16 protein-coding genes are annotated in these 20301 nt (G+C 44.4%); 5 read left to right on the forward strand and 11 right to left on the reverse strand.

What is annotated here, in order from left to right:
- Positions 1 to 59 precede the first annotated feature (59 nt).
- The 6 genes from AB6D80_RS20960 to lptD form a co-directional block, all read right to left on the reverse strand.
- Positions 60 to 863 carry a symmetrical bis(5'-nucleosyl)-tetraphosphatase gene (locus tag AB6D80_RS20960; protein WP_009847828.1) on the reverse strand — a complete coding sequence of 268 codons (804 nt, stop codon included), beginning with the start codon at positions 861 to 863 and terminating at the stop codon, positions 60 to 62.
- 29 nt (positions 864 to 892) lie between these two features.
- Complete coding sequence (gene apaG / locus AB6D80_RS20965; protein WP_009847827.1) at positions 893 to 1273, reverse strand: Co2+/Mg2+ efflux protein ApaG; 381 nt, start codon at positions 1271 to 1273, stop codon at positions 893 to 895.
- A gap of 81 nt (positions 1274 to 1354) precedes the next feature.
- Positions 1355 to 2170, reverse strand: coding sequence for a 16S rRNA (adenine(1518)-N(6)/adenine(1519)-N(6))-dimethyltransferase RsmA (gene rsmA / locus AB6D80_RS20970; RefSeq protein ID WP_372189489.1), 816 nt, complete (start codon positions 2168 to 2170; stop codon positions 1355 to 1357).
- Positions 2167 to 3156: a 4-hydroxythreonine-4-phosphate dehydrogenase PdxA gene (gene pdxA, locus AB6D80_RS20975; RefSeq protein WP_032500665.1), complete on the reverse strand. Its 990-nt coding sequence runs from the start codon at positions 3154 to 3156 to the stop codon at positions 2167 to 2169. Before pdxA ends, rsmA begins: the two co-directional genes overlap by 4 nt.
- Entirely contained in the window at positions 3146 to 4441 is a 1296-nt protein-coding gene (gene surA, locus AB6D80_RS20980) for a peptidylprolyl isomerase SurA (protein ID WP_009847824.1), read from the reverse strand. The genes pdxA and surA overlap by 11 nt, the downstream gene beginning before the upstream one ends.
- Before the next feature lie 43 nt (positions 4442 to 4484).
- Positions 4485 to 6869, reverse strand: coding sequence for an LPS assembly protein LptD (gene lptD, locus AB6D80_RS20985; RefSeq protein WP_372189491.1), 2385 nt, complete (start codon positions 6867 to 6869; stop codon positions 4485 to 4487).
- Between the two features lie 149 nt (positions 6870 to 7018).
- Here lptD and djlA point away from each other — a divergent pair, with 149 nt between their 5' ends.
- Both djlA and AB6D80_RS20995 read left to right on the forward strand, forming a co-directional pair.
- On the forward strand, positions 7019 to 7873 hold the full coding sequence (gene djlA, locus AB6D80_RS20990; protein ID WP_102543954.1) for a co-chaperone DjlA: 855 nt from the start codon (positions 7019 to 7021) through the stop codon (positions 7871 to 7873).
- 57 nt (positions 7874 to 7930) lie between these two features.
- Complete coding sequence (locus tag AB6D80_RS20995; RefSeq protein ID WP_371708226.1) at positions 7931 to 8476, forward strand: DUF924 family protein; 546 nt, start codon at positions 7931 to 7933, stop codon at positions 8474 to 8476.
- 96 nt (positions 8477 to 8572) lie between these two features.
- Here the strand turns inward: AB6D80_RS20995 and AB6D80_RS21000 are convergent, their stop codons facing one another.
- The 5 genes from AB6D80_RS21000 to leuA form a co-directional block, all read right to left on the reverse strand.
- Positions 8573 to 9355, reverse strand: coding sequence for a DUF547 domain-containing protein (locus tag AB6D80_RS21000; protein WP_017102934.1), 783 nt, complete (start codon positions 9353 to 9355; stop codon positions 8573 to 8575).
- Positions 9356 to 9565: 210 nt separating this feature from the next.
- Entirely contained in the window at positions 9566 to 10168 is a 603-nt protein-coding gene (gene leuD / locus AB6D80_RS21005; RefSeq protein ID WP_017102935.1) for a 3-isopropylmalate dehydratase small subunit, read from the reverse strand.
- 14 nt (positions 10169 to 10182) lie between these two features.
- The gene (leuC, locus tag AB6D80_RS21010) at positions 10183 to 11595 is read right to left on the reverse strand and encodes a 3-isopropylmalate dehydratase large subunit (protein ID WP_017102936.1); all 1413 of its coding nucleotides are present in this window, start codon (positions 11593 to 11595) and stop codon (positions 10183 to 10185) included.
- Between the two features lie 116 nt (positions 11596 to 11711).
- Positions 11712 to 12803, reverse strand: coding sequence for a 3-isopropylmalate dehydrogenase (leuB, locus tag AB6D80_RS21015; RefSeq protein WP_017102937.1), 1092 nt, complete (start codon positions 12801 to 12803; stop codon positions 11712 to 11714).
- 97 nt (positions 12804 to 12900) lie between these two features.
- On the reverse strand, positions 12901 to 14448 hold the full coding sequence (gene leuA, locus AB6D80_RS21020; RefSeq protein ID WP_009847816.1) for a 2-isopropylmalate synthase: 1548 nt from the start codon (positions 14446 to 14448) through the stop codon (positions 12901 to 12903).
- Positions 14449 to 15016: 568 nt separating this feature from the next.
- On the opposite strand from leuA, the gene AB6D80_RS21025 reads away from it, so the two are divergent.
- From AB6D80_RS21025 to AB6D80_RS21035, 3 genes are read left to right on the forward strand one after another with little or no spacing between them, the layout of a single operon-like run.
- A complete protein-coding gene (locus AB6D80_RS21025; protein ID WP_009847815.1) occupies positions 15017 to 15676 on the forward strand; it encodes a TetR/AcrR family transcriptional regulator in 660 nt (219 codons plus the stop codon).
- Positions 15676 to 17013, forward strand: coding sequence for an efflux RND transporter periplasmic adaptor subunit (locus AB6D80_RS21030; protein ID WP_372189494.1), 1338 nt, complete (start codon positions 15676 to 15678; stop codon positions 17011 to 17013). The genes AB6D80_RS21025 and AB6D80_RS21030 overlap by 1 nt, the downstream gene beginning before the upstream one ends.
- Positions 17010 to 20117, forward strand: coding sequence for an efflux RND transporter permease subunit (locus AB6D80_RS21035; RefSeq protein ID WP_102250509.1), 3108 nt, complete (start codon positions 17010 to 17012; stop codon positions 20115 to 20117). Before AB6D80_RS21030 ends, AB6D80_RS21035 begins: the two co-directional genes overlap by 4 nt.
- Positions 20118 to 20301: the final 184 nt, after the last annotated feature.

The raw sequence follows: 20301 nt of genomic DNA on the forward strand, positions 1-20301 counted from the left end.
TCTCGTATCTCGTATCTCGTATCTCGTATCTCGTATCTCGTATCTCGTATCTCGTGTTTCTATAGCGCTTTTTGAGTGAAAAACTGTTTGTCTTCCCAGCGAAGTATCGTCAAGTCTCCCCCCCACACACACCCAGTATCAAGTCCAATTACATCTTTTCCGTTATAGCCTTCAAGCGCAGCCCAGTGTCCAAAAACAACGGTTTTATCGAGCTTTATGCGTTGCGGAAGGTCAAACCATGGCACTAGTGGTTCATCGGTAATTTCATTCGGTGGTAGCTTACATGCCATGTCGAGTCGGCCATCTTCAAAACAGAAGCGCATTCTTGTCAGGCTATTGATCGCATAGCGATAACGTTCGATGTCTTGCAACTCGTTGTTCCAGAGATCTGGCGTGTTGCTGTACATGTTCTCAATAAGCCACTGCCAACGGTCCGATTTCAGTAATGACGTTATCTCTCGATTCTCTGTACGTGCTTGTTCTAAGTCCCATTGAGGTGAGATGCCCGCATGTGTCATGACAAACTCAGGGTGTTCTTGCATCAAGGGTTGTTGTCTTAACCATTCCAGCAATTGGTCACGGTCTTCAGCATCAAGAATTGGTTGAGTCTTGTCTTTTGGTTTGGCTGAAAAGAGGCCTAAGGAGACCGCAAGTAGATGTAAATCATGGTTACCCAATACCACCTTCGCTGAACTGCCAAGGCTACGAACAAAACGTAACGTCTCTAAGGATTTAGGGCCACGAGCAACTATGTCTCCGGCGACCCATAACGTATCTTGTTGTTTATCAAAGTTGATGGTTTCAAGCAGTAACTGAAGTTCGTCGAAGCATCCTTGGATGTCTCCGACAATATAATTCGACACAGCATTTTCCTGTAAGTGGTAGATGTGTACTAGTTAAGAATATTGGGGATGGCCAGTCTAAATGGGTCGACTTCTGTTATGAAATCAATGCCTTTATGATCGGTCATTACATAGTGTCCCTGCATGACTCCCACTGGGGTTTCGATGACGGTGCCACTGGTGTATGTGTATTCGTCATTGGCTTCAATCACAGGTTGCTGTCCAACCACGCCATCACCTTCTATGGTGAGTTGTTTACCGTTGGAATCAGTAATCAGCCAGCGACGAGACATAAGTTGTACTGTTGTTTTACTTAGATTTTTGATGGTAATGATGTAAGCGAAAACGTAGCGATTCTTAGATGGCTCAGATTGTTCTTCAATATATTTAGAATGAACTTGGCATTTGATACAAGGCGTAGATATATCCATATTCGCACCTTTTGTTGTTGGTATGCTTTAAGTATTACATAAAAAATAGGCTCCTCACCGAAGTGTAGGAGCCTTTTTCGATTATTTATCAGCGTTGTGACTGTCGTGCAACCAGTTCGCCATATCGACAAACTGTTCGAGCGTCAGGTTCTCAGGGCGCATGCCAGGGTTTACACCTAGCTCTTCAAGCACTTCCTTGTCAATTAGGCTCTTGTAGCAGTTACGTACTGTTTTACGACGCTGGTTAAAGCCTTCGCGACATACGCGATCTAACCACTTAAGATCTTTTGCCGGGTAAGGCAGTACTTCATAAGGCTGAAGGCGAACGACTGCAGAGTCTACTTTCGGTGGCGGAACAAATGCTGTTGGTGGCACTTCTAAAACAGGAGTGACTTTACAGTAATATTGAGCCATAACCGTTAGACGACCGTAAGCTTTAGTACCAGGACCCGCTGCTAATCGGTTAACGACTTCTTTTTGAAGCATAAAGTGCATGTCTTGCACGTCTTTATGGAACTCAAAAAGGTGGAACATCAATGGTGTAGAGATGTTGTATGGCAAGTTACCGAAGATACGCAGCTTGTTGTTTGGCTTAACAAGTTGTTCGAAATCGAACTTCATTGCATCGCCCTCATAGATCGTTAACTTTTCAGTAAGATCAGGGTGATTACGCAGACGTTCAGCAAGATCTCTATCCAGTTCAATTACTGTGAACTTGTCGACAAGCTTGCCAACAGGCTCAGTAATTGCGCCCAGACCAGGGCCGATTTCTACTAAGTTCTGGCCTGGTAGTGGGTTAATACTCGATACGATTCCATCAATAATGTATGGGTCGTTAAGGAAGTTTTGACCAAAACGTTTACGCGCTTTGTGCCCTAAGTGGACATCATTTCTCATTGCTTTTTCTCTACTAATTCAATGGCGTGCGTGAGCGCTGTTCTAAAGCTCCCTGTATCGGCTTGGCCTTTCCCTGCCAAGTCTAAGGCGGTACCGTGATCGACTGATGTGCGAATAAACGGTAAGCCAAGCGTGATGTTCACTGAGCGACCAAACCCTTTGTATTTCAATACCGGGAGTACTTGGTCGTGATACATACCTAAAACAGCATCTGCATCTTGCAAATATTTTTCATTAAAGATGGTGTCTGCTGGCAATGGGCCAACTAAATTAATACCATCTTTCTGGCGAATTTTTTCTAGCGTAGGGGTGATAGTTTCTATCTCTTCACGACCCAAACAACCATCTTCACCAGCATGTGGATTCAAACCACACACGTAGATAGTTGGTTTCTCAATAGCAAATTTTTCAACCAAGTCTTTATGCAGAATAGCAATGATTTGCTCTAATCTGTCTTCGGTCACTGCTTGAGATACATAAGCTAGCGGGATGTGCGTTGTTACTAGAGCAACACGCAGCCCTTCTGTTGCCAACATCATCACGACAAGTGGAGTATTGGACTTCTCTGCAAAGAACTCGGTATGGCCACTAAAAGCAACGCCAGCTCGGTTAATTACACCCTTGTGAACAGGGCCGGTGACAATAGCATCAAATTCATCATTCATACAGCCAATTGCTGCGGTTTCTAAAGTATTTAATACGTAATGACCGTTAGCCTCGTTGAGTTGGCCTGCAACTGCTGTTTCAGTTAGTGGAACGTGTTTCACAACCAATGTTCCAGATCGTTGAGGTTGCTTAGGAGCTGTTGAATCGTAATCCAACAGCTCAACCTCAATCCCTAACATTTCAGCTCGCTCTGCTAATAGGCTTTTATCCGCACAAACCACGAGCTGATGTGGCCAGCTTTCTTGGGATAATGCGAGAGTTAAATCTGGCCCTATTCCAGCCGGTTCACCTGCTGTAATGACAAGGCGTTTAGTTGTCATCTTGGTCATCCTCGACCACTTCAACAAAGGCGCTAGCTCTTACTTCTTGCAGCCAAGCACCAACTTCTTCGTTGAACTTACGGTTAAATAGAATTTGATAAGCTTTGTTTTTCAATGCTGAATCGGTACGGTCGACTTCGCGACGGTCTAGTACTTCAACAATGTGCCAACCGTGCACGGTTTTGAATGGCGCACTGATTTTACCTTCAGGTAACGTTTCTACTTGGTGCTTGAATTCAGGTACGTATAAATCCGGAGTTTGGTAGCCTAACTCACCATCTTGTACTGCTGAACCTGGGTCTTGGCTGTATTGCTGTGCAAGGTCACCAAAGCTCGCTTCACCTGCGTTTACACGACGAGTGATTTCTTCAAGCTGCTCTTTCGCACCGTCATCACTCAAGATAACCGTTGGCTTAATCAAAATATGACGTGCATTAACTTCGGTAACTGCAACGGTTTCCAAACCTTTTACGTCTTCAATTTTTAGAATATGGAAGCCAACACCACTTCGGAAAGGGCCGATGATGCTGCCTTTGTTCTGCATTTTTATTTGATCTGCAAAAATCGTAGGCATCTCTTCTTTACGCATCCAACCCCAATCACCACCTTGCAGTGCTTTAGGGCCTTTAGAGTAAGTATAAGCCATGGTGCTGAAGTCTTTGCCGTTGTTTAGCTCTTCCACTAAATCAGTCGCTTGTGCTTCCAATTCTTCTTTGGTTTGGTCGTCATTGAATCGCAGTTGAATGTGGCCAATTTTGTATTGAACCGTCGCATTGGTTTCTTGCGCTAAGATGTCCGCTAGGTTGTCAACTTCTGCAGGAAGGATATTAATACGACGACGAACCAAGGCATTGCGCGCTTCACTTGCCGCAATCTCTTTTCTTACTTGCTCACGAAATGCATTGTAGCTCAGGCCTTCTTCAGCAACCGATGCTGTAAGTTGTTGCACTGTTTGGTTGTTATCTTTGGCAATGCCTTCAATCGCTTGATCCAGTCGAGCATCATCAATTCGAACCCCAATACGTTCCGCTTCTTGGGTCTGAATTGTATCGATGATCAACTTTTCGAGTACTTGTTCATTGAGCACGTCTTGTGATGGTAGTGTTTGCCCGCTTTTCTTCGCGTTTGCACGCAGTGTTTTCATTGAAGTATCAATGTCACTTTGTAAGATCACGCCCTCGTTGACGATTACTTTTACGCTATCGAGTTCAACTGGTGCGGCATAGCTTGTTGATAAAGTACAAGCGGCTGCGATAGCTATTAATGTGCGTTTCCACAATGTCATGTGTAATCCTTTATATTTACCGATGTTTTATCAGTAAAGAAAGTTAGTTGTTTAAGAAGAATGGGCGACCGTAGCTGAGTGCGTTACCTGAGCTTGTTTCACTTACTTCGCTTGAGTCTGAGCCTATGTTGGTACCAAAGCCAACAATACCGAAGTTAAAGCCAAAGTTTTTCTCGTATACTGGTGTCGCATTCGATGTGTTGATGTAATCACCTTCCCATCTACGTAATTGGTTACTATAGGTGAAGCCGATATACCAACAATCTGACTTGTAATTGAGTTTAGCTAACCACTCAAGGTTCTCTTCGGTTGTTAAATCATAGAAGTACTGAGCGCTGGCACTCCACTTACGTGAAATCTGGTAGGCTCCGAGTAATCCTGCTTGAGATATACCATCTTTAGTAATCGATCCAACATTAAAATCAACAGTGTCTTCGATATACTCTTTGGTTACGTAGCGGTAGTTGGTTTGGATATAACCACCAGAAAAACGGTACTCAATGGTGCTGTTGGCTAGTTGCATTGCTGTGGTGTCGATGTCGTACTGCACACCACCATGATAAAACAGGTAGTCGTCGTAATTAAAGTCGACTTCTACAGCCCAAGATGAGTAATTCGAGTTCTTATCTTTAGTATCAAGTGTTAGATGTTGTTTCGTATCTTTGTCGATATAAAAGATTTGTCCAAAAGACACATTGAGTCGCTCTTTATACTCATCATCAAAGAAACGAGATGATGCACCGTAGCTTACTTGGTTAGCTGCAGCGATGCGGTCTACACCACTGTATTTACGGCTTCTAAAGAGACCATAATAATCAGTCTGCAGAAGTGTCGTATCGTAAAGACCAATGTTGTTTTGATCTTCTTTTGGTACGTACAGGTATTGAACTTGGGGTTCTAGAGTTTGAGTGTAGTTACCAATGACCTTGGTATCTCTTTCTAAAACGATACCTGCATGACTCCTAAATTCAGGGATTACTCGACTTACTGATTTTTCTAAATCTTTATATTTGTCACTTGTGGTATCAACACCATCAAGATCTTGTTGGTAGTAAGTACCAAGCAGTCGGGCTTCTGTGGTCCAAGTCCCCCAAGTGTTGCCTACAGGGATTGTAATTCCAGGCTCAACGTGAATACGAGTTGCTGATGGTTTGCCTTTTGCATCGGTATCAAACAGAGACACATGGCTGATCAGATCGAAGTCTAAATACTCCGTTACCTCAGGGGCATAATAGTTGTATTCAAGCTGTGGGAGCAGGCGGTAAGGGAGGTTGTTTTTTGAGTTTGTAAGAACCTGAAAGTCTCGCACAAGTACAGAGGCATCCCAATTTTGAGATCGATAGGTTGCTAGCCCTTCTTGAAGTAACTGACCGTCCTCACGGTTACCAATGCCGCTTCCGTTGACATCTGTGAAGTACTCGATATCGCCAACTTTTGAGTAATCAATTTCAAACAACCAAGATTCTTGGAATATTCCTGAGTGATAAAGTTGAGCCCCCCAACGTTTGCCTTTCTCTGGGTATTTTTTGTCATCAGGCAAGTATTCTGACTTAATTATCCCTGAACCAAAATCGCTTAAATATCTAAATTCACTGTTAAGCTGAGTACCACGCTCTTTCATGTGTTTAAAGGTGGTTTTCAGATCATATTCTGGTGCCAAGTTCCAATAAACCGGGATCTCAAATTCAAAACCATCACTTGAGCCATATGATACCGTCGGATATAAGAAACCTGTTTTACGTGTATCACCAATCGGAACGGTTAAGTAAGGCAGGTAAAAAACAGGAACACTCTGAATTTCAAATCTTGGATTGTAGAACGTAGCCTCTTCTTCATTTTGGTCGACATCGATACTTGATGCTCTTAGTCGCCATGCATTGTCGCCAATAGGGCAAGAGGTGATTGAGCCGTCTTCGATTTCATAGACGGCTTTACCTGTATTCGCGATATAAACCGCCTCTCCTCTGCCTTGCTCACAGAGGAATTCATAATTGGTATTTTCGAGCGTCATTTCATCGGTAGTCAGATTATTGGTTGCTCTTTCTGATACTGATTTAATTTGACCATCGCTAAAGTTTACGTTGCCTTCAGCTACAACGATATTTTCTTGTTGGTGAAGCGTTACATTGTCGGCAAGGATGGTTTTGTTTCCTTGGGTAACTCTTACATCACCTGAGTAGATTGCCTTGTCACCATTGATCGCTTCTAAACGATCTGACTCAACGTGAGCTGGCAGTTGTGTATCGTTTTCTGATACGGGTTGAACTCTGCATTGGTCGATAGGATCTTTCGAGGGTTTGATCAAGCATTGACCTATAGCGGGCATTTCCTGCACACTATTATCGGTGGTTGTTTCAGCTTGAGTTGTCGATACGTATAATGCCGTACTTATAGACGCGGCTAACAAGGTGCGGGAAAAAGATTGCATGAAGTTGAACTATCCTGTGTCACTAGATGAAGGGTTGATCTAGTATCAATCCAATTAATAAAGCATTTTCCTTATGATAAAGGAAATATTAGCATTCAGCATCATCAGACAGCATTACTCAGACAAAATTCATAGATAGAGAACACATAATGCAAATATTTGGCAAAATTTTGGGCGCTTTTTTTGGTTTTTTATTTGGGGGGCCGCTCGGTTTAGTTTTTGGCCTATTTTTAGGGCACCAATTTGATAAAGCTCGCCGATTGAACCAATCGGGCTTCAATAGCTCTGGTTTTGGACGAGGTCCAAGCCAAGCTGAAAGGCAAAACGAGTTCTTTAAAGCGGCTTTTGCGGTTATGGGACATGTTGCTAAAGCCAAGGGACAGGTAACTCCGGAAGAGATTCAGCTCGCTTCTACAATGATGGAGCGCATGAACCTGCATGGCGAGCAACGTAAAGCGGCGCAAGATGCGTTTCGTGATGGCAAAGAAAGTGACTTCCCGTTAAGCGATGTGCTTGAGCGTGTGAAGATCTCATCGGGCGGCCGTTTTGATCTTCTGCAGTTCTTTTTAGAGCTACAGGTATCCGCAGCATTTGCTGATGGCAGCTTGCATCCTAGTGAGCGCCAAGTTCTGCATAAGATAGCGCAAGGTCTTGGCTTTTCTGCAGAACAACTAGAACGCCGTTTACAGATGCAAGAAGCTGCATTCCGTTTTCAACAGCAGGGTGGAAGCTTTGGTGGTCATCAAGGTCACGGGCAGTCATCTGGTTGGCAACAGGCTTCGCAACAAAACCAATTGGCCGATGCGTTTAAAGTTCTTGGTGTGAGTGAAAGTGCCGAGGGTAAAGAGGTGAAGAAAGCTTACCGCAAGCTGATGAATGAACATCACCCAGATAAACTGATGGCGAAGGGTTTACCGCCTGAGATGATGAATGTTGCGAAAGAAAAATCGCAAGAAATTCAAAATGCTTATGACTTGATAAAGAAGGTCAAAGGTTTTAAGTAATCGAACATTAGATCGAGTAATAACAAAGTTACTCGGTTTTTTATTAAAGGGAATTATATGACGGTAATGTATCAGGATGTTCTAGAGTTTTGGTTCGATGAGTTGACGCCTAAAGATTGGTTTACTGGCGGCGCCGAGATTGACACTTTGATAGAGTCTCGATTTTCTGAATTGCATAAAGCAGCCATTCAAGGCGAGCTATTTGAGTGGCGACAAAATGCAGAAGGGCGCTTAGCTGAAATTATCGTGCTTGATCAGTTTTCTCGAAATATTGGTAGAAACAGTCCGACAGCTTTTTCGGCTGACCCGATGGCGTTAGTTCTAGCGCAAGAGGCGGTAGCGGGTGGTTTTGATCACCAGCTTAACGAGCAACAAAAAAGCTTCCTGTATATGCCTTATATGCACAGTGAATCTTTGTTGGTTCATGAACAAGCCGTGGAGCTCTTTTCTCAAACGGGGTTAGAACATAATCTTGATTTTGAGTTTAAGCACAAGGTTATCATTGAGCAGTTTGGTCGCTATCCGCACCGTAATGAGGTGTTGGGACGAGAATCTACTGCCGAAGAAATTAAGTTCTTACAGCAACCGAGTTCAAGTTTCTAGTTCTAGAAACTGTCAAATAGATCAAAAGAGGCGAGTGGTTTTTAAACAACTCGCCTCTTTTTTGTTTAGCTTAATTCATGAGCTTTAACGTTAAAACTAGTTTGCTTGGTTAAGCGACCAGTCGTAGTCATAACTGATATTTTGAGTATTGGTTACTGCTTCTGTTCGATATTGGTCTAAGTGCTGAATGAGCTGTTTCTCTGTACCAAAATCCACAGCAAACCATTCGTAAATCGATGATAGTTGTAGTTTGCTGTTGCTAACCAATACACCCTTATCACTGTTTACATACTCAGATGCAGCAAGCTCCAATAACATATCAGTCTTGTCAGCAGTAAAGGCCTGAGGTTGTAAGTTAGGGCAACCCAAACTCGCACAATTCACCGCATAATGAGTGCGCGGATCTTGCCAAATCGGTCTTAGGATTCGATGTTCAATGTCATTGAGTGTCAGTGACTTCCCGTTAACGCTTACCACATCATCTCCCCATGGTCCGAAACTAAATAGACCACCGAGTTTAGTGATGGATTTTATTGGGTAGGCATCAAGAATTAAATCGACAGTCACGGCGTTATATAGATTAACCCAGTAGGCATACTGCTCCGCTTTTGAATAGTCGAGCGGATTAACCTGTTCTAATCTCTTGATGTACTGCTTGAGTTTGGTCTTATCGGCAGTGTTCACTGCTTGGTAGCGAACTAGGGTATTTTGACCTTGTTGAACTAAGTAGTTGTCGAGGAATAGCTGCCAATCTTGATGAGGTACCTGTTCTAGATTGGTTTCGTTGCTTCGATTCCAGTATGGCCAAAGATCGGATTTCGGCGCAGACCAAGCTAAGGTTGAGAAAAGTAGGCTGACAATAAAAAGTAGTTGTTTCATGGCATTCTCCTGATGACTGACTACTAAGACCTTATGCTTTACGATTTTCTTTCATGGCTCTTAAGTTAAATAGCGGAACTTATCTAAATAAAGGGTTGAGTTTAATAAAGACGTTGAGTTAAATAAAAGATTGAACCAAATAAAAAAGGTTGGCGCTAGGCCAACCTTTTATATGAACACAAAACTGTGTGACTCTACTTCAAGACTTCTTTACTTCAGGAAGCTAGGAATCTTAGCTTCAAACTCTGAAATCTTATCTGCGTGTTGAAGCGTTAGGCCGATGTTATCTAGGCCATTCAGCAAACAGTGACGACGGAACTCATCAATCTCAAACGAGTACTCTTTTCCATTCGCACTGACTTTCATTGCTTCTAAATCAACGTCGATCTCAGCGCCTTCGTTTGCCTCAACGAACTGGAATAGTTCATCGACTTCCTGTTCTGTCAGACGAACAGGGACCATCTGGTTGTTGATCGAGTTACCGTAGAAAATATCTGCAAAGCTTGGCGCGATCATCACTTTAATACCGTAATCGGCAAGCGCCCACGGTGCATGTTCACGAGATGAACCACAACCAAAGTTTTCACGAGCGAGAAGAATTGAAGCGCCTTTATAGCGGGGTGCGTTCATTACAAACTCAGGGTTTGGCTGTTGGCCTGCATCATCAAGGAAGCGCCAGTCGTGGAACAAGTGCTTACCAAAACCGATACGGTTCACTTTCTGTAGAAACTGCTTTGGAATGATCGCATCAGTATCGATGTTGGCCGTATCTAGAGGAACGACTAATCCGGTGTGTTGTTGAAAACCTGACATGTTAAATCCTCTAATTAAAGTTCACGAATATCGACAAAGTGACCAGCGATTGCTGCTGCGGCTGCCATTGCTGGGCTAACTAGGTGCGTACGACCATCACGGCCTTGGCGACCTTCAAAGTTACGGTTTGATGTAGAAGCACAGCGCTCTTGTGGACCAAGGCGGTCGTTGTTCATTGCAAGACACATAGAACAACCTGGCAAACGCCATTCAAAGCCGGCTTCTTTAAAGATTACATCTAAGCCTTCAGCTTCTGCTTGTGCTTTAACTTGCTCAGAGCCCGGAACGATCAATGCTTGAACGTGTTTCGCTACTTGACGGCCTTTCGCTACTGCTGCTGCTGCACGCATGTCTTCGATACGCGAGTTAGTACAAGAACCAACAAACACTTTATCGACGTTATAATCCGATAACGATTTACCTGCTTCAAGACCCATGTATGCCAGAGCCTTTTCTGCTGAAGCTTTCTCAACAGGATCTGCAAAGCTTTCTGGTGCAGGGATTGGCGTGTCTACCGAGATAACCTGACCTGGGTTAGTGCCCCAAGTAACTTGTGGCTTGATGTCTGCTGCTTCTAATGTCACAACTGCATCGAATTCAGCGTCAACATCGGTTTTCAATGTGTCCCAGTATTCGATTGCTGCTTCTAAGTCTTCACCTTGTGGAGAGAACTTACGACCTTTGATGTACTCGTATGTCGTTGCATCAGGGGCGATTAAGCCTGCTTTAGCGCCAAGCTCGATTGCCATGTTACATACCGTCATACGACCTTCCATCGTAAGGTCGGTAATTGCCTCACCACAGAATTCAACCACGTAGCCTGTACCGCCAGCAGCCGTTGTTTTACCGATGATCGCTAGTACGATGTCTTTTGCCGTGATGCCCGCAGCAACCTTGCCTTTTACTTCGATCTTCATGGTTTTAGCACGAGCTTGTTTTAGCGTTTGCGTTGCTAGAACGTGCTCAACTTCAGAAGTACCGATACCGAATGCTAAAGAACCAAATGCACCGTGTGTTGCTGTGTGTGAGTCACCACATACGATGGTCATGCCCGGCAGTGTAATACCTAGCTCAGGGCCCATTACGTGAACAATACCTTGGTATTTGTGGTTTAGGTCGTAGAGCGTGACACCAAACTCTTCACAGTTCTTCGATAGTGTTTCCATTTGGATACGAGCCATCTCACCAGAAGCGTTGATGTCTTTGGTTTGTGTCGATACGTTGTGATCCATCGTCGCAAAAGTTTTGCCTACTTGGCGAACTTTACGGCCTTTTTCACGCAGACCATCAAAGGCTTGTGGCGACGTTACTTCATGGACTAAGTGGCGATCGATATAAAGAATTGGCGTTTCGCCCTTTGCTGCAACTGCAACGTGAGCGTCATAAACTTTTTCGTATAAGGTTTTTGCTTGCTGGTTTGTCGACATAGCTTTTCTTCCTTGGGATCATCAGTCCCAGTGTTTGTTTCGAGCCAAGTCATGCGGTTTACGATGACTTGGCTTGATATTATTCTTATGTACTTGCTTCAATCGGAGCATTTAGCTTATGAAGCTAAGATGTACTCAGCGATCTTGTCACCCATTTCAGAGGTAGTCAGTGCTTGGTTCTTACCTGCAAGGTCTGCCGTTAGCTCACCTGCAGAAAGTGCTTTAGATACCGCTGATTCGATGTCTTGTGCTGCCGCTTCTTCGCCTAGGCTGTAACGAAGCATTAGCGCTGCAGAAAGAATTTGCGCGACTGGGTTCGCAATGTTCTTACCTGCGATATCTGGTGCGCTGCCACCTGCTGGTTCGTATAGGCCGAAGTTGCTTTCGTTTAAGCTTGCAGAAGGAAGCATACCCATGGAGCCTGTGATCATTGCGCACTCATCAGAGATGATGTCACCAAAGATGTTTGAACATAGCATTACGTCAAACTGAGATGGGTCTTTGATTAGCTGCATGGTCGCGTTGTCGATGTACATGTGGTTTAGCGTGACATCTGGGTAATCTTTTGCGATTTCTTCAACCACTTCACGCCATAAGATAGAGCTCTGCAGAACGTTTGCTTTGTCGATTGAGTAAACGTTTTTGTTACGTAGACGTGCAGATTCAAACGCAATCTTTGCAATACGTTCGATCTCGTAACGGTGATAAACCTCTGTATCAAAAGCTTTCTCAGTTGCGCCTTCGCCTTCACGACCTTTAGGTTGGCCGAAGTAGATGCCGCCTGTTAGTTCACGAACTACAACGATATCGAAGCCGTTACCTGAGATGTCAGCACGCAAAGGAGAGAAAGACTCTAGACCTTTGTGGATTTGTGCAGGACGTAGGTTACAGAACAGTTGGAAGTGTTTACGTAGAGGAAGTAGGGCACCACGTTCTGGTTGATCGTTTGGTGGAAGGTGTTCCCACTTAGGGCCGCCAACCGAGCCGAAAAGTACCGCGTCAGATTCTTCACAGCCTGTTACTGTCGCTTCTGGAAGTGGACAGCCGTGGTTATCAATTGCGATACCACCAACATCATACTCTTCACGAGAAAAGCTAATCGCGTGCTTCTTTTCGATTGCGTCTAGCACTTTGTGTGCTTGCTGCATTACTTCTGGGCCAATGCCATCACCAGGTAGTACGGCAATCTTGTATGATTTATCAGTCATGTTAATCCTTTAATTCTTGTTACTGAGCTCTTTCGCTCGTTTTAAATTTTGTCCCTAAAGCCAACAACATCGGCTCTAGGGCTCTGTTATTGGGGTATTAAACTGTCGCGAATTTTTGCTGCTTCATTTCAGCAATGGTGTCTGCGCGTTGAATGCTATTGATAACGTGTAGCAACGCTTGACCAGAAGCTTCAACGATATCGGTTGAAACGCCCGTACCGTGGTACTTACGGCCTTTATAGTTAGCAATGATGTCAGCTTGACCTAAGCCATCTTCACCTTCACCTTTTGCAGTTAGGTCGAACTTATCCAACGCGATTTCGTAGCCTGTTAAGCGGTAGATACATTGGTATAAAGCATCAACCGGGCCGTTGCCGACAGCCGCTTCGCATTTCTCTTCATCACCACATTGCAGTTTGATGCTGGTGGTAGACATAACACTACCAGATTGTACGCTTAGGTAGTTAAGTTTATAGAAGTCATCTTCATCACGTAGATTCGCGAAGTGCATCAATGCTTCTAGGTCGTAATCGAACACTTGTCCTTTACGATCAGCAAGCTTCAAGAAGTCTTCGTACAATGAATCTAGGTTGTACTCATTGTCTTTATAACCCATCGCGTCCATGTGGCTCTTAACAGCTGCTCGGCCACTACGACTTGTTAGGTTTAAGGCTTTGTTTTTCAAGCCAATAGACTCAGGTGTCATGATCTCGTAAGTGTTCTTGTTCTTAAGCATGCCATCTTGGTGAATACCTGAAGAGTGGCTGAATGCGTTAGCACCGACGATTGCTTTATTGTCTTGAATCGGCATGTGGCAAAGTTGGCTAACCAACTTACTGGTACGGTGAATCTCTTTGTGATCCAAGCCAGTATGAACACCCAAAAGCTCTTGGCGAGTTTTGATGATCATTGCAATTTCTTCTAAAGAACAGTTACCTGCACGTTCGCCAATACCGTTGATTGTGCCTTCAATTTGGCGAGCGCCCGCTTGCACAGCAGCAATTGAGTTTGCAACCGACATACCTAAGTCATCGTGACAGTGAACAGAGATGATCGCTTGGTCGATGTTGGGTACGCGATCGAATAGCGTCTTGATAATGCCACCAAACTCATTTGGTACTGTGTAGCCCACTGTGTCTGGAATGTTGATGGTTTTCGCGCCTGCGTTAATCGCGGCTTCAACCATGCGACATAGGTTGTCGATAGGGGTACGGCCGGCATCTTCACAAGAGAATTCAACATCATCGGTATAGTTACGAGCGTGCTTGACTGCTTTCACTGCCATCTCTACTACGTCATCGTAGCTGCGGCGTAATTTGTCTTGTACGTGAACCGTTGATGTTGAGATGAAGGTATGAATACGGAACTGGTCAGCAACTTTAAGCGCTTCGGCAGCGGCATCGATATCTTTCGCTACGGCACGAGAAAGCGCACAAATACGGCTGTCTTTGATGTGTTTAGCGATGGTTTGTACTGACTCAAAATCACCCGGAGAAGAAATAGGGAAGCCAGCTTCGATAACATCTACACCCAGTCTCTCAAGAGCATAAGCGATCTGTAACTTCTCTTTTACCGTAAGGCTTGCAGCCAATGCTTGCTCGCCGTCACGTAAGGTAGTATCAAAAATTATTACTTGATCGTTCATGGGTGCTTCCTTATATCGATAATGAATCGATTGCTATCCAAATTATTATTAAGAATGATGTTCTTTTAAAAGTGCCAGTTACAAAAAAACCCGCTCAGTGCGGGTTTTAATATTTGTGTAGTTCTTGACCCACAACTTACCCGCGCGATTGGTTCACGATAAGGAGAAGTTTCAGCAGTAGAGAAGAAGAAAAAATCATTACACAAATATCCGTAAATAAACTGTTAACACCATATTTACCGTAATTTATTCTGAGCGTCAAACAAGAAAATCCAATATCAGCGTGCATTGGCAGTGTTTTGGTTTTGTTTGTGCTGTTTTTTGTTTAAGTGTTAGCGATATCAACTAAATGGTGGTTTTGTATTGGCGGGTTAGTTTATCGTTTGGCTGATGTGTAGGTTAAAACTTTGTAGTAAATATTTTTAATGGAACGATTCACCAAAAAAATCACAAGCGTGACTAAAGTAATTAATCAATTGATTAAATAGTGAGTAATTAATCTTCTACTGTTATGCCTGTTTATCTCTATAATTAATCGAATGATTAATTATAGAGATAGGTTGATGCCATGACAGCACGAAAAGCGGGGCGACCTCAACAGAACTTAGATGTTCGACAACTATTGATTGAGCATGCTCGTGATCTGTTTGTCGTTCAGTCATACGACAAGGTCTCGACACGCCTGATTGCTGATCGTGCGGGTGTGAACATTGCGATGATCCGTTATTACTTTGGCAGTAAGGCTGGATTATTTGAGGCGATGCTGCGTGAAACGCTACGACCGATGCAATTGCAAATGCAGAGATTGGTTGAAGAAAGCAGCCATGAGAACTTTCTTGATTTAATGCGGACTTACTATAAAGAGATGGTCAAGGTGCCCAAGTTTCCTCGCTTGATTGCTCAAGTGATGAATATGCCTCCCTCTGAAGTGCAAAGAGAGTTGCTCGAAAAGGTTTTTCTCGATGTCGCCAAGCCAGCCCAAGATGTCATTTTTGAAAAGCTGGTTGAACAAGGCATCTTAAAACAGAACATGGATCCAAAATTGTGTCGAGTTTCGTATATAAGCTTGATGGTGTTCCCCTTCATTGCTCCGCCCCCTCTATTAGCAATCCATGGTATTGAGATTAATGAAGAATTTCTTAACCGTTTAATCGAACACAACATTCAATTGATGACCGAAGGCTTTATCAACGCACCGAGCCCTTCTGCAGTGCAGGACAAAAGATAATGAAAATAAATAAAAAACTACTCTTCTTCCCAGCACTTGCGGTTGGTGTCATCGGCCTTGTGACTGCGATTAGCTTAAAGCCGGATCTGCCGACTAAGCCCGCGGGAGATAGGGCTCGTCTAGTCGAAACAGTTAGTTTAGAACAACAAATGATCGCGCCGTTGGCAGTGGGCTTTGGCAAAGTAGTCCCTAAAGTTGAATGGAAAGCCATTGCCGAGGTGACAGGGCAGATTGTTTATCGACATCCAGACCTAGAAAAAGGGCAGTTCATTCCAGCGGGTACTGAGGTACTTAAGATCGATCCCTTGGATTACGAGTTGAAGTTGGTACAAGCTGAAGCGGATCTTAAATCAAGCCAGACCTCATTAGCTAAATTGAATCAAGAAGAAGACAACCTGAATCAGACTCTTAAGATCGAAAAGAACCGCTTAGTGATCAGCAACAAAGAGCTACAACGTAAACAAGATCTGCGTAAGAAAGGGCTGACTTCTCAATCGGATGTCGACCTGCAACAACAAAGTGCACTGTCTCAACAGAAGCTTGTATTGGATATTGATAACCAAATTGCATTGATGCCAGATGAAAAGCGTGTTGCGGAAGCCGTGATTAAGGTGAATGTCTCTAAAGTAAAAGAGGCGCAACGCTCTTTAGATAAAACAACCATCACCCTACCTAGAGCGATGAGAATTGCGCAGGTTGATATTGAACAGAACCAAGTGGTTAATCTTCAGCAAGAGATGTTTGTTGCTCACGGGATTAAAGTTATGGAAGTTGAGGCGCAACTCTCTATTCACGATATGCAAACTTTAGCCTCAAGCTTTACTCTATTCCCTCGTGATGCCGCAGGCATACCAAACCCTTATGAAGCGCCGATCAAAGCAAGTATTCAGCTAAACAGTGGCAGCCTTAACCTCAATTGGCCTGCAAAGGTGGCGAGAATCAGTGAGACGGTTGATGAGAACCAAGCGACAGCAGGGATCATTCTTGAAATCGCTCAAGACTACTCACAACTGCAACCAGACAGCGCTCCTCCGTTGGTCAATGGTATGTTTGTTAAAGCGGAGATTGAAGGTGTCGCGAATCTGAGTTGGGTTGTGCCTGAGCGAGCACTGCATGGTGATAAGGTTTACCTGATGGACGACAATCAGCGTTTGCAAGTGGTGAATGTTGAAGTGCTTTATCGCAGAGACAATCAAGTGGTTGTGAGTGGTGAGCTACAAACGGGAGATAAACTAGTTCTCAATGATGTCCTGCCAGCAATCGAAGGCATGTTACTGAAAGAGTCGAACTCTGAAGAGGCTGAGCTTGAATCAGATACTCAGGAGAGTGCGTCATGATCAAGTTTTTCTCTCGGCACCCAACAGCAGCAAACTTGTTGATGCTTGGGTTGTTGATTTTGGGTATAAGCTCACTATCAACCATCAAACGTGAAACCTTTCCTGCCTATGATCCACCTTACATTATGGCGGCGATCGTTTATCCCGGCGCATCACCACAAGAAGTGGAAGAGAGCTTATGTGTGCGAATGGAAGATGCAGTAGACGGCTTAGCCAACATTGAAGAGACTCAGTGTGAAGCCATCGAAGGCAGCGCTCGTTTAATTCTCAAGTTAAATGAGAAAGCGGACATTGGCCGAATGCTGGTGGACGTTCAAACTCAGATCAACTCGATCAATGATTTCCCTAGTGAGATTGAATCTCCGGTTGTTCAAGAGTTGGATTGGAATGAACCGGTAGTTGATATCGCGATTACAGCCGAAACCTCATGGCCTGAACTCAAAGCTTACGCCGAAGATCTCAAACGAACCATGAAGCTCGATTACGACGTTTCTTTAGTCGAAGTTAGTGGTTTTTCCGATCACCAATATCGTGTCGAACTGGATACCCAAGCCATTCGCCAGTTGGGTTTGAGTGTCGGTGATATCGCCGACCAAATTGGCCGTCAGAATGTAAAACTGCCAAGCGGTAACGTTGAGACGCCAGACAAAAATTTTCTGATTCGTTTTGATGAAAGACGCATCACGCCGGTTGAATTGGAAAGTATTGTGGTTGGATCTGCGCCTAATGGCTCGGTGATTCGTTTGAGAGACATAGCCAAAATAACCGACCGCTTTGAGCTTGATGAACAGAAGGTTCTATTTGATGGTAAGCCATCTGCTCTGTTGAAAATCAGTAAGAACAAAGAAGATGATGCGTTACGAATTAAAGAGAACGTGACTCGATTCGTTGAAGATCAAAGCGCGATTGCGCCCGATGGCGTGACATTGCAAATGACCAACGATCTCTCGTCGGTACTTTGGGATCGTCTAACCATGATGGTGCGCAATGGCTGGCAAGGTATTGTGTTGGTGTTCGCAACCATGTGGCTGTTCTTCAGTTTACGATATTCATTCTGGGTTGCAGCAGGTTTGCCGGTAGCCTTCCTTGGTGGCTTGTTCTTAATGGCTAACTTGGGCTTGTCGATCAACATTATGTCACTGGTTGGTTTATTAATGGCGATTGGTATCATGATGGATGACGCCATAGTGATAGCCGAATCTATAGCTTCCCATCTGGATCGGGGGCAAAACGTTGACGATGCGGTGTACAACGGCGTAAAGAAAGTGCTTCCCGGAGTCTTGTCTTCTTTCCTAACCACGGTGTGTATCTTTGGTAGCTTGTTGTTCCTTGATGGTGAAATGGGTGCGGTGCTTAAAGCGGTGCCTCAGGTGCTTATCTTGGTGTTGTCGCTGAGCTTAATCGAAGCGTTTCTTATTCTACCAAATCACTTATCTCATTCATTACACAAAGAAAAAAATGATAAGCCAGCGCTGCGCTTTAAAGTCGTTCTGCTTGAGAAGTTTGAGAACTTTCGCAATACCACTTTGATGAACATGGTCGAGAAGGTCGTGACGTTCCGCTATGCCTTTATGGGCGGAGTGCTTACCCTGCTGCTGCTTTCGGTAGCATTGATTGCAGGTGGCGTTGTCAAATTCCAACCTTTCCCTGAGTTGGATGGTGATATTGCCGAGGCTCGCATCATTCTTCCACCGGGTGCATCACTGTCTCAAACCGAGAAAGTCGTCGATAAAATAGTCGCATCGGCTGAACGTTTGAATGAGCAGTGGAGTGAAGAGGTTGAGGACGGTAATAAATTGGTTGAGCATATCACCAGCCAATTCAATGCAAACGCAGATGCCAATGAATCAGGCCCACACTTAGCCACTGTGCGCTTAGACTTGCGTGGTGCAGAGAGTCGCAACACGGTGATCGATGATTTTATTGATGCATGGCGGGAAGACATCGGCGATTTGGCTGATCCTATCTCGCTAGTTTTCAAACAACCGACGATGGGGCCGGGCGGTCGTGCTATCGAGATCCGCGCCAAACATGATGATCTTGCCGCGTTGAAATCGGCTTCTTTAGATATTCAAGAGTACCTCAATCAGTTTGATGGTGTGCACGGCGTGCTTGATGACATGCGCATGGGTAAGGAAGAGATCTTAGTTAAACTGCGCCCAGGTGCTGAAACCTACAATGTGAATGGGCAGATGATTGCTTCCCAATTGCGTGCGGCCTTCTTTGGTCAGACTGCGGATGAAATCCAAATTGGGGTCGAGAACATTTCGATTGAGGTACGCCTTGATAAAGAACAGGCAGGGGATTTGCAGCAACTGGCTAACTTCCCAATCATCACTGCAGATGGCAGCCAGATTCCGCTAGCGACATTGGCAACGCTAGATTTCCAACGTAACTACGTACGAATCCAACGTATCGATGGGCTGAGAACCATCAGTATCTTTGGTGATATTGATAATAAGAAAGCGAGCTCTTCAGCAATTTTGGCTCAGTTCCAAAAAGATGAAGCCGCTAAGCTTATTCAAAAGTATCCGGGCTTACGCTTTGATTTTGAAGGGGAAGCCAAAGATGCGGCGAAGACCGGGGCCTCAATGGGTAAAGGCTTCCTATTGGGTTTATTCGGTGTGTTTGCGATTCTGAGCTATCAGTTCCGAAGCTACTTGGAACCGATCGTCGTAATGTTAGCGATTCCACTGGCCTTCATTGGTGTAGTTGTTGGTCACTGGCTGTTAGGGCACGCGTTAAGCATGCCGAGCATGATGGGCTTTGTGTCGCTTGCCGGAATCGTGGTCAATGATTCCATCTTGCTAGTGCAATACATTCGTCACCATGTTGATGAGGGAGATAGCGTTCATGACTCGGTGGTGAAGGCCAGTCGTGAGCGTTTCCGTGCGGTATTCTTGACCTCAATGACCACAGCGGCAGGTTTGCTACCGCTGTTGACGGAAACCAGCTTGCAGGCTCAGGTTATCCAGCCTCTGGTTATTTCAATTGTGTTTGGCATATTTGCTTCAACCTTACTGGTGTTGTTTATGATCCCTGCCGCTTACGCGATATTGGCTGACTTCGGGTTGGTGAAGAAGCATGAGCCATTAGCGCTATAACCTTTAGCGCTATTATCATTAGTCAGCACTATTATCATTAGCGAACGCTATAACCATTAACACGATAGAAGTAACGTTTGCTTGCTTATATAAAGAAGTGAAAACATAGAAGAATAAAGCGGCCTTGGGTCTAATGCCGTTCACTTAAGAGTGAACGGCATTTTTGTTCTTAGCATACCGTTGT

Origin of the sequence: Vibrio sp. 10N.247.310.17 (assembly GCF_041466605.1) — a bacterium.
GTDB lineage: Bacteria > Pseudomonadota > Gammaproteobacteria > Enterobacterales > Vibrionaceae > Vibrio > Vibrio tasmaniensis_A.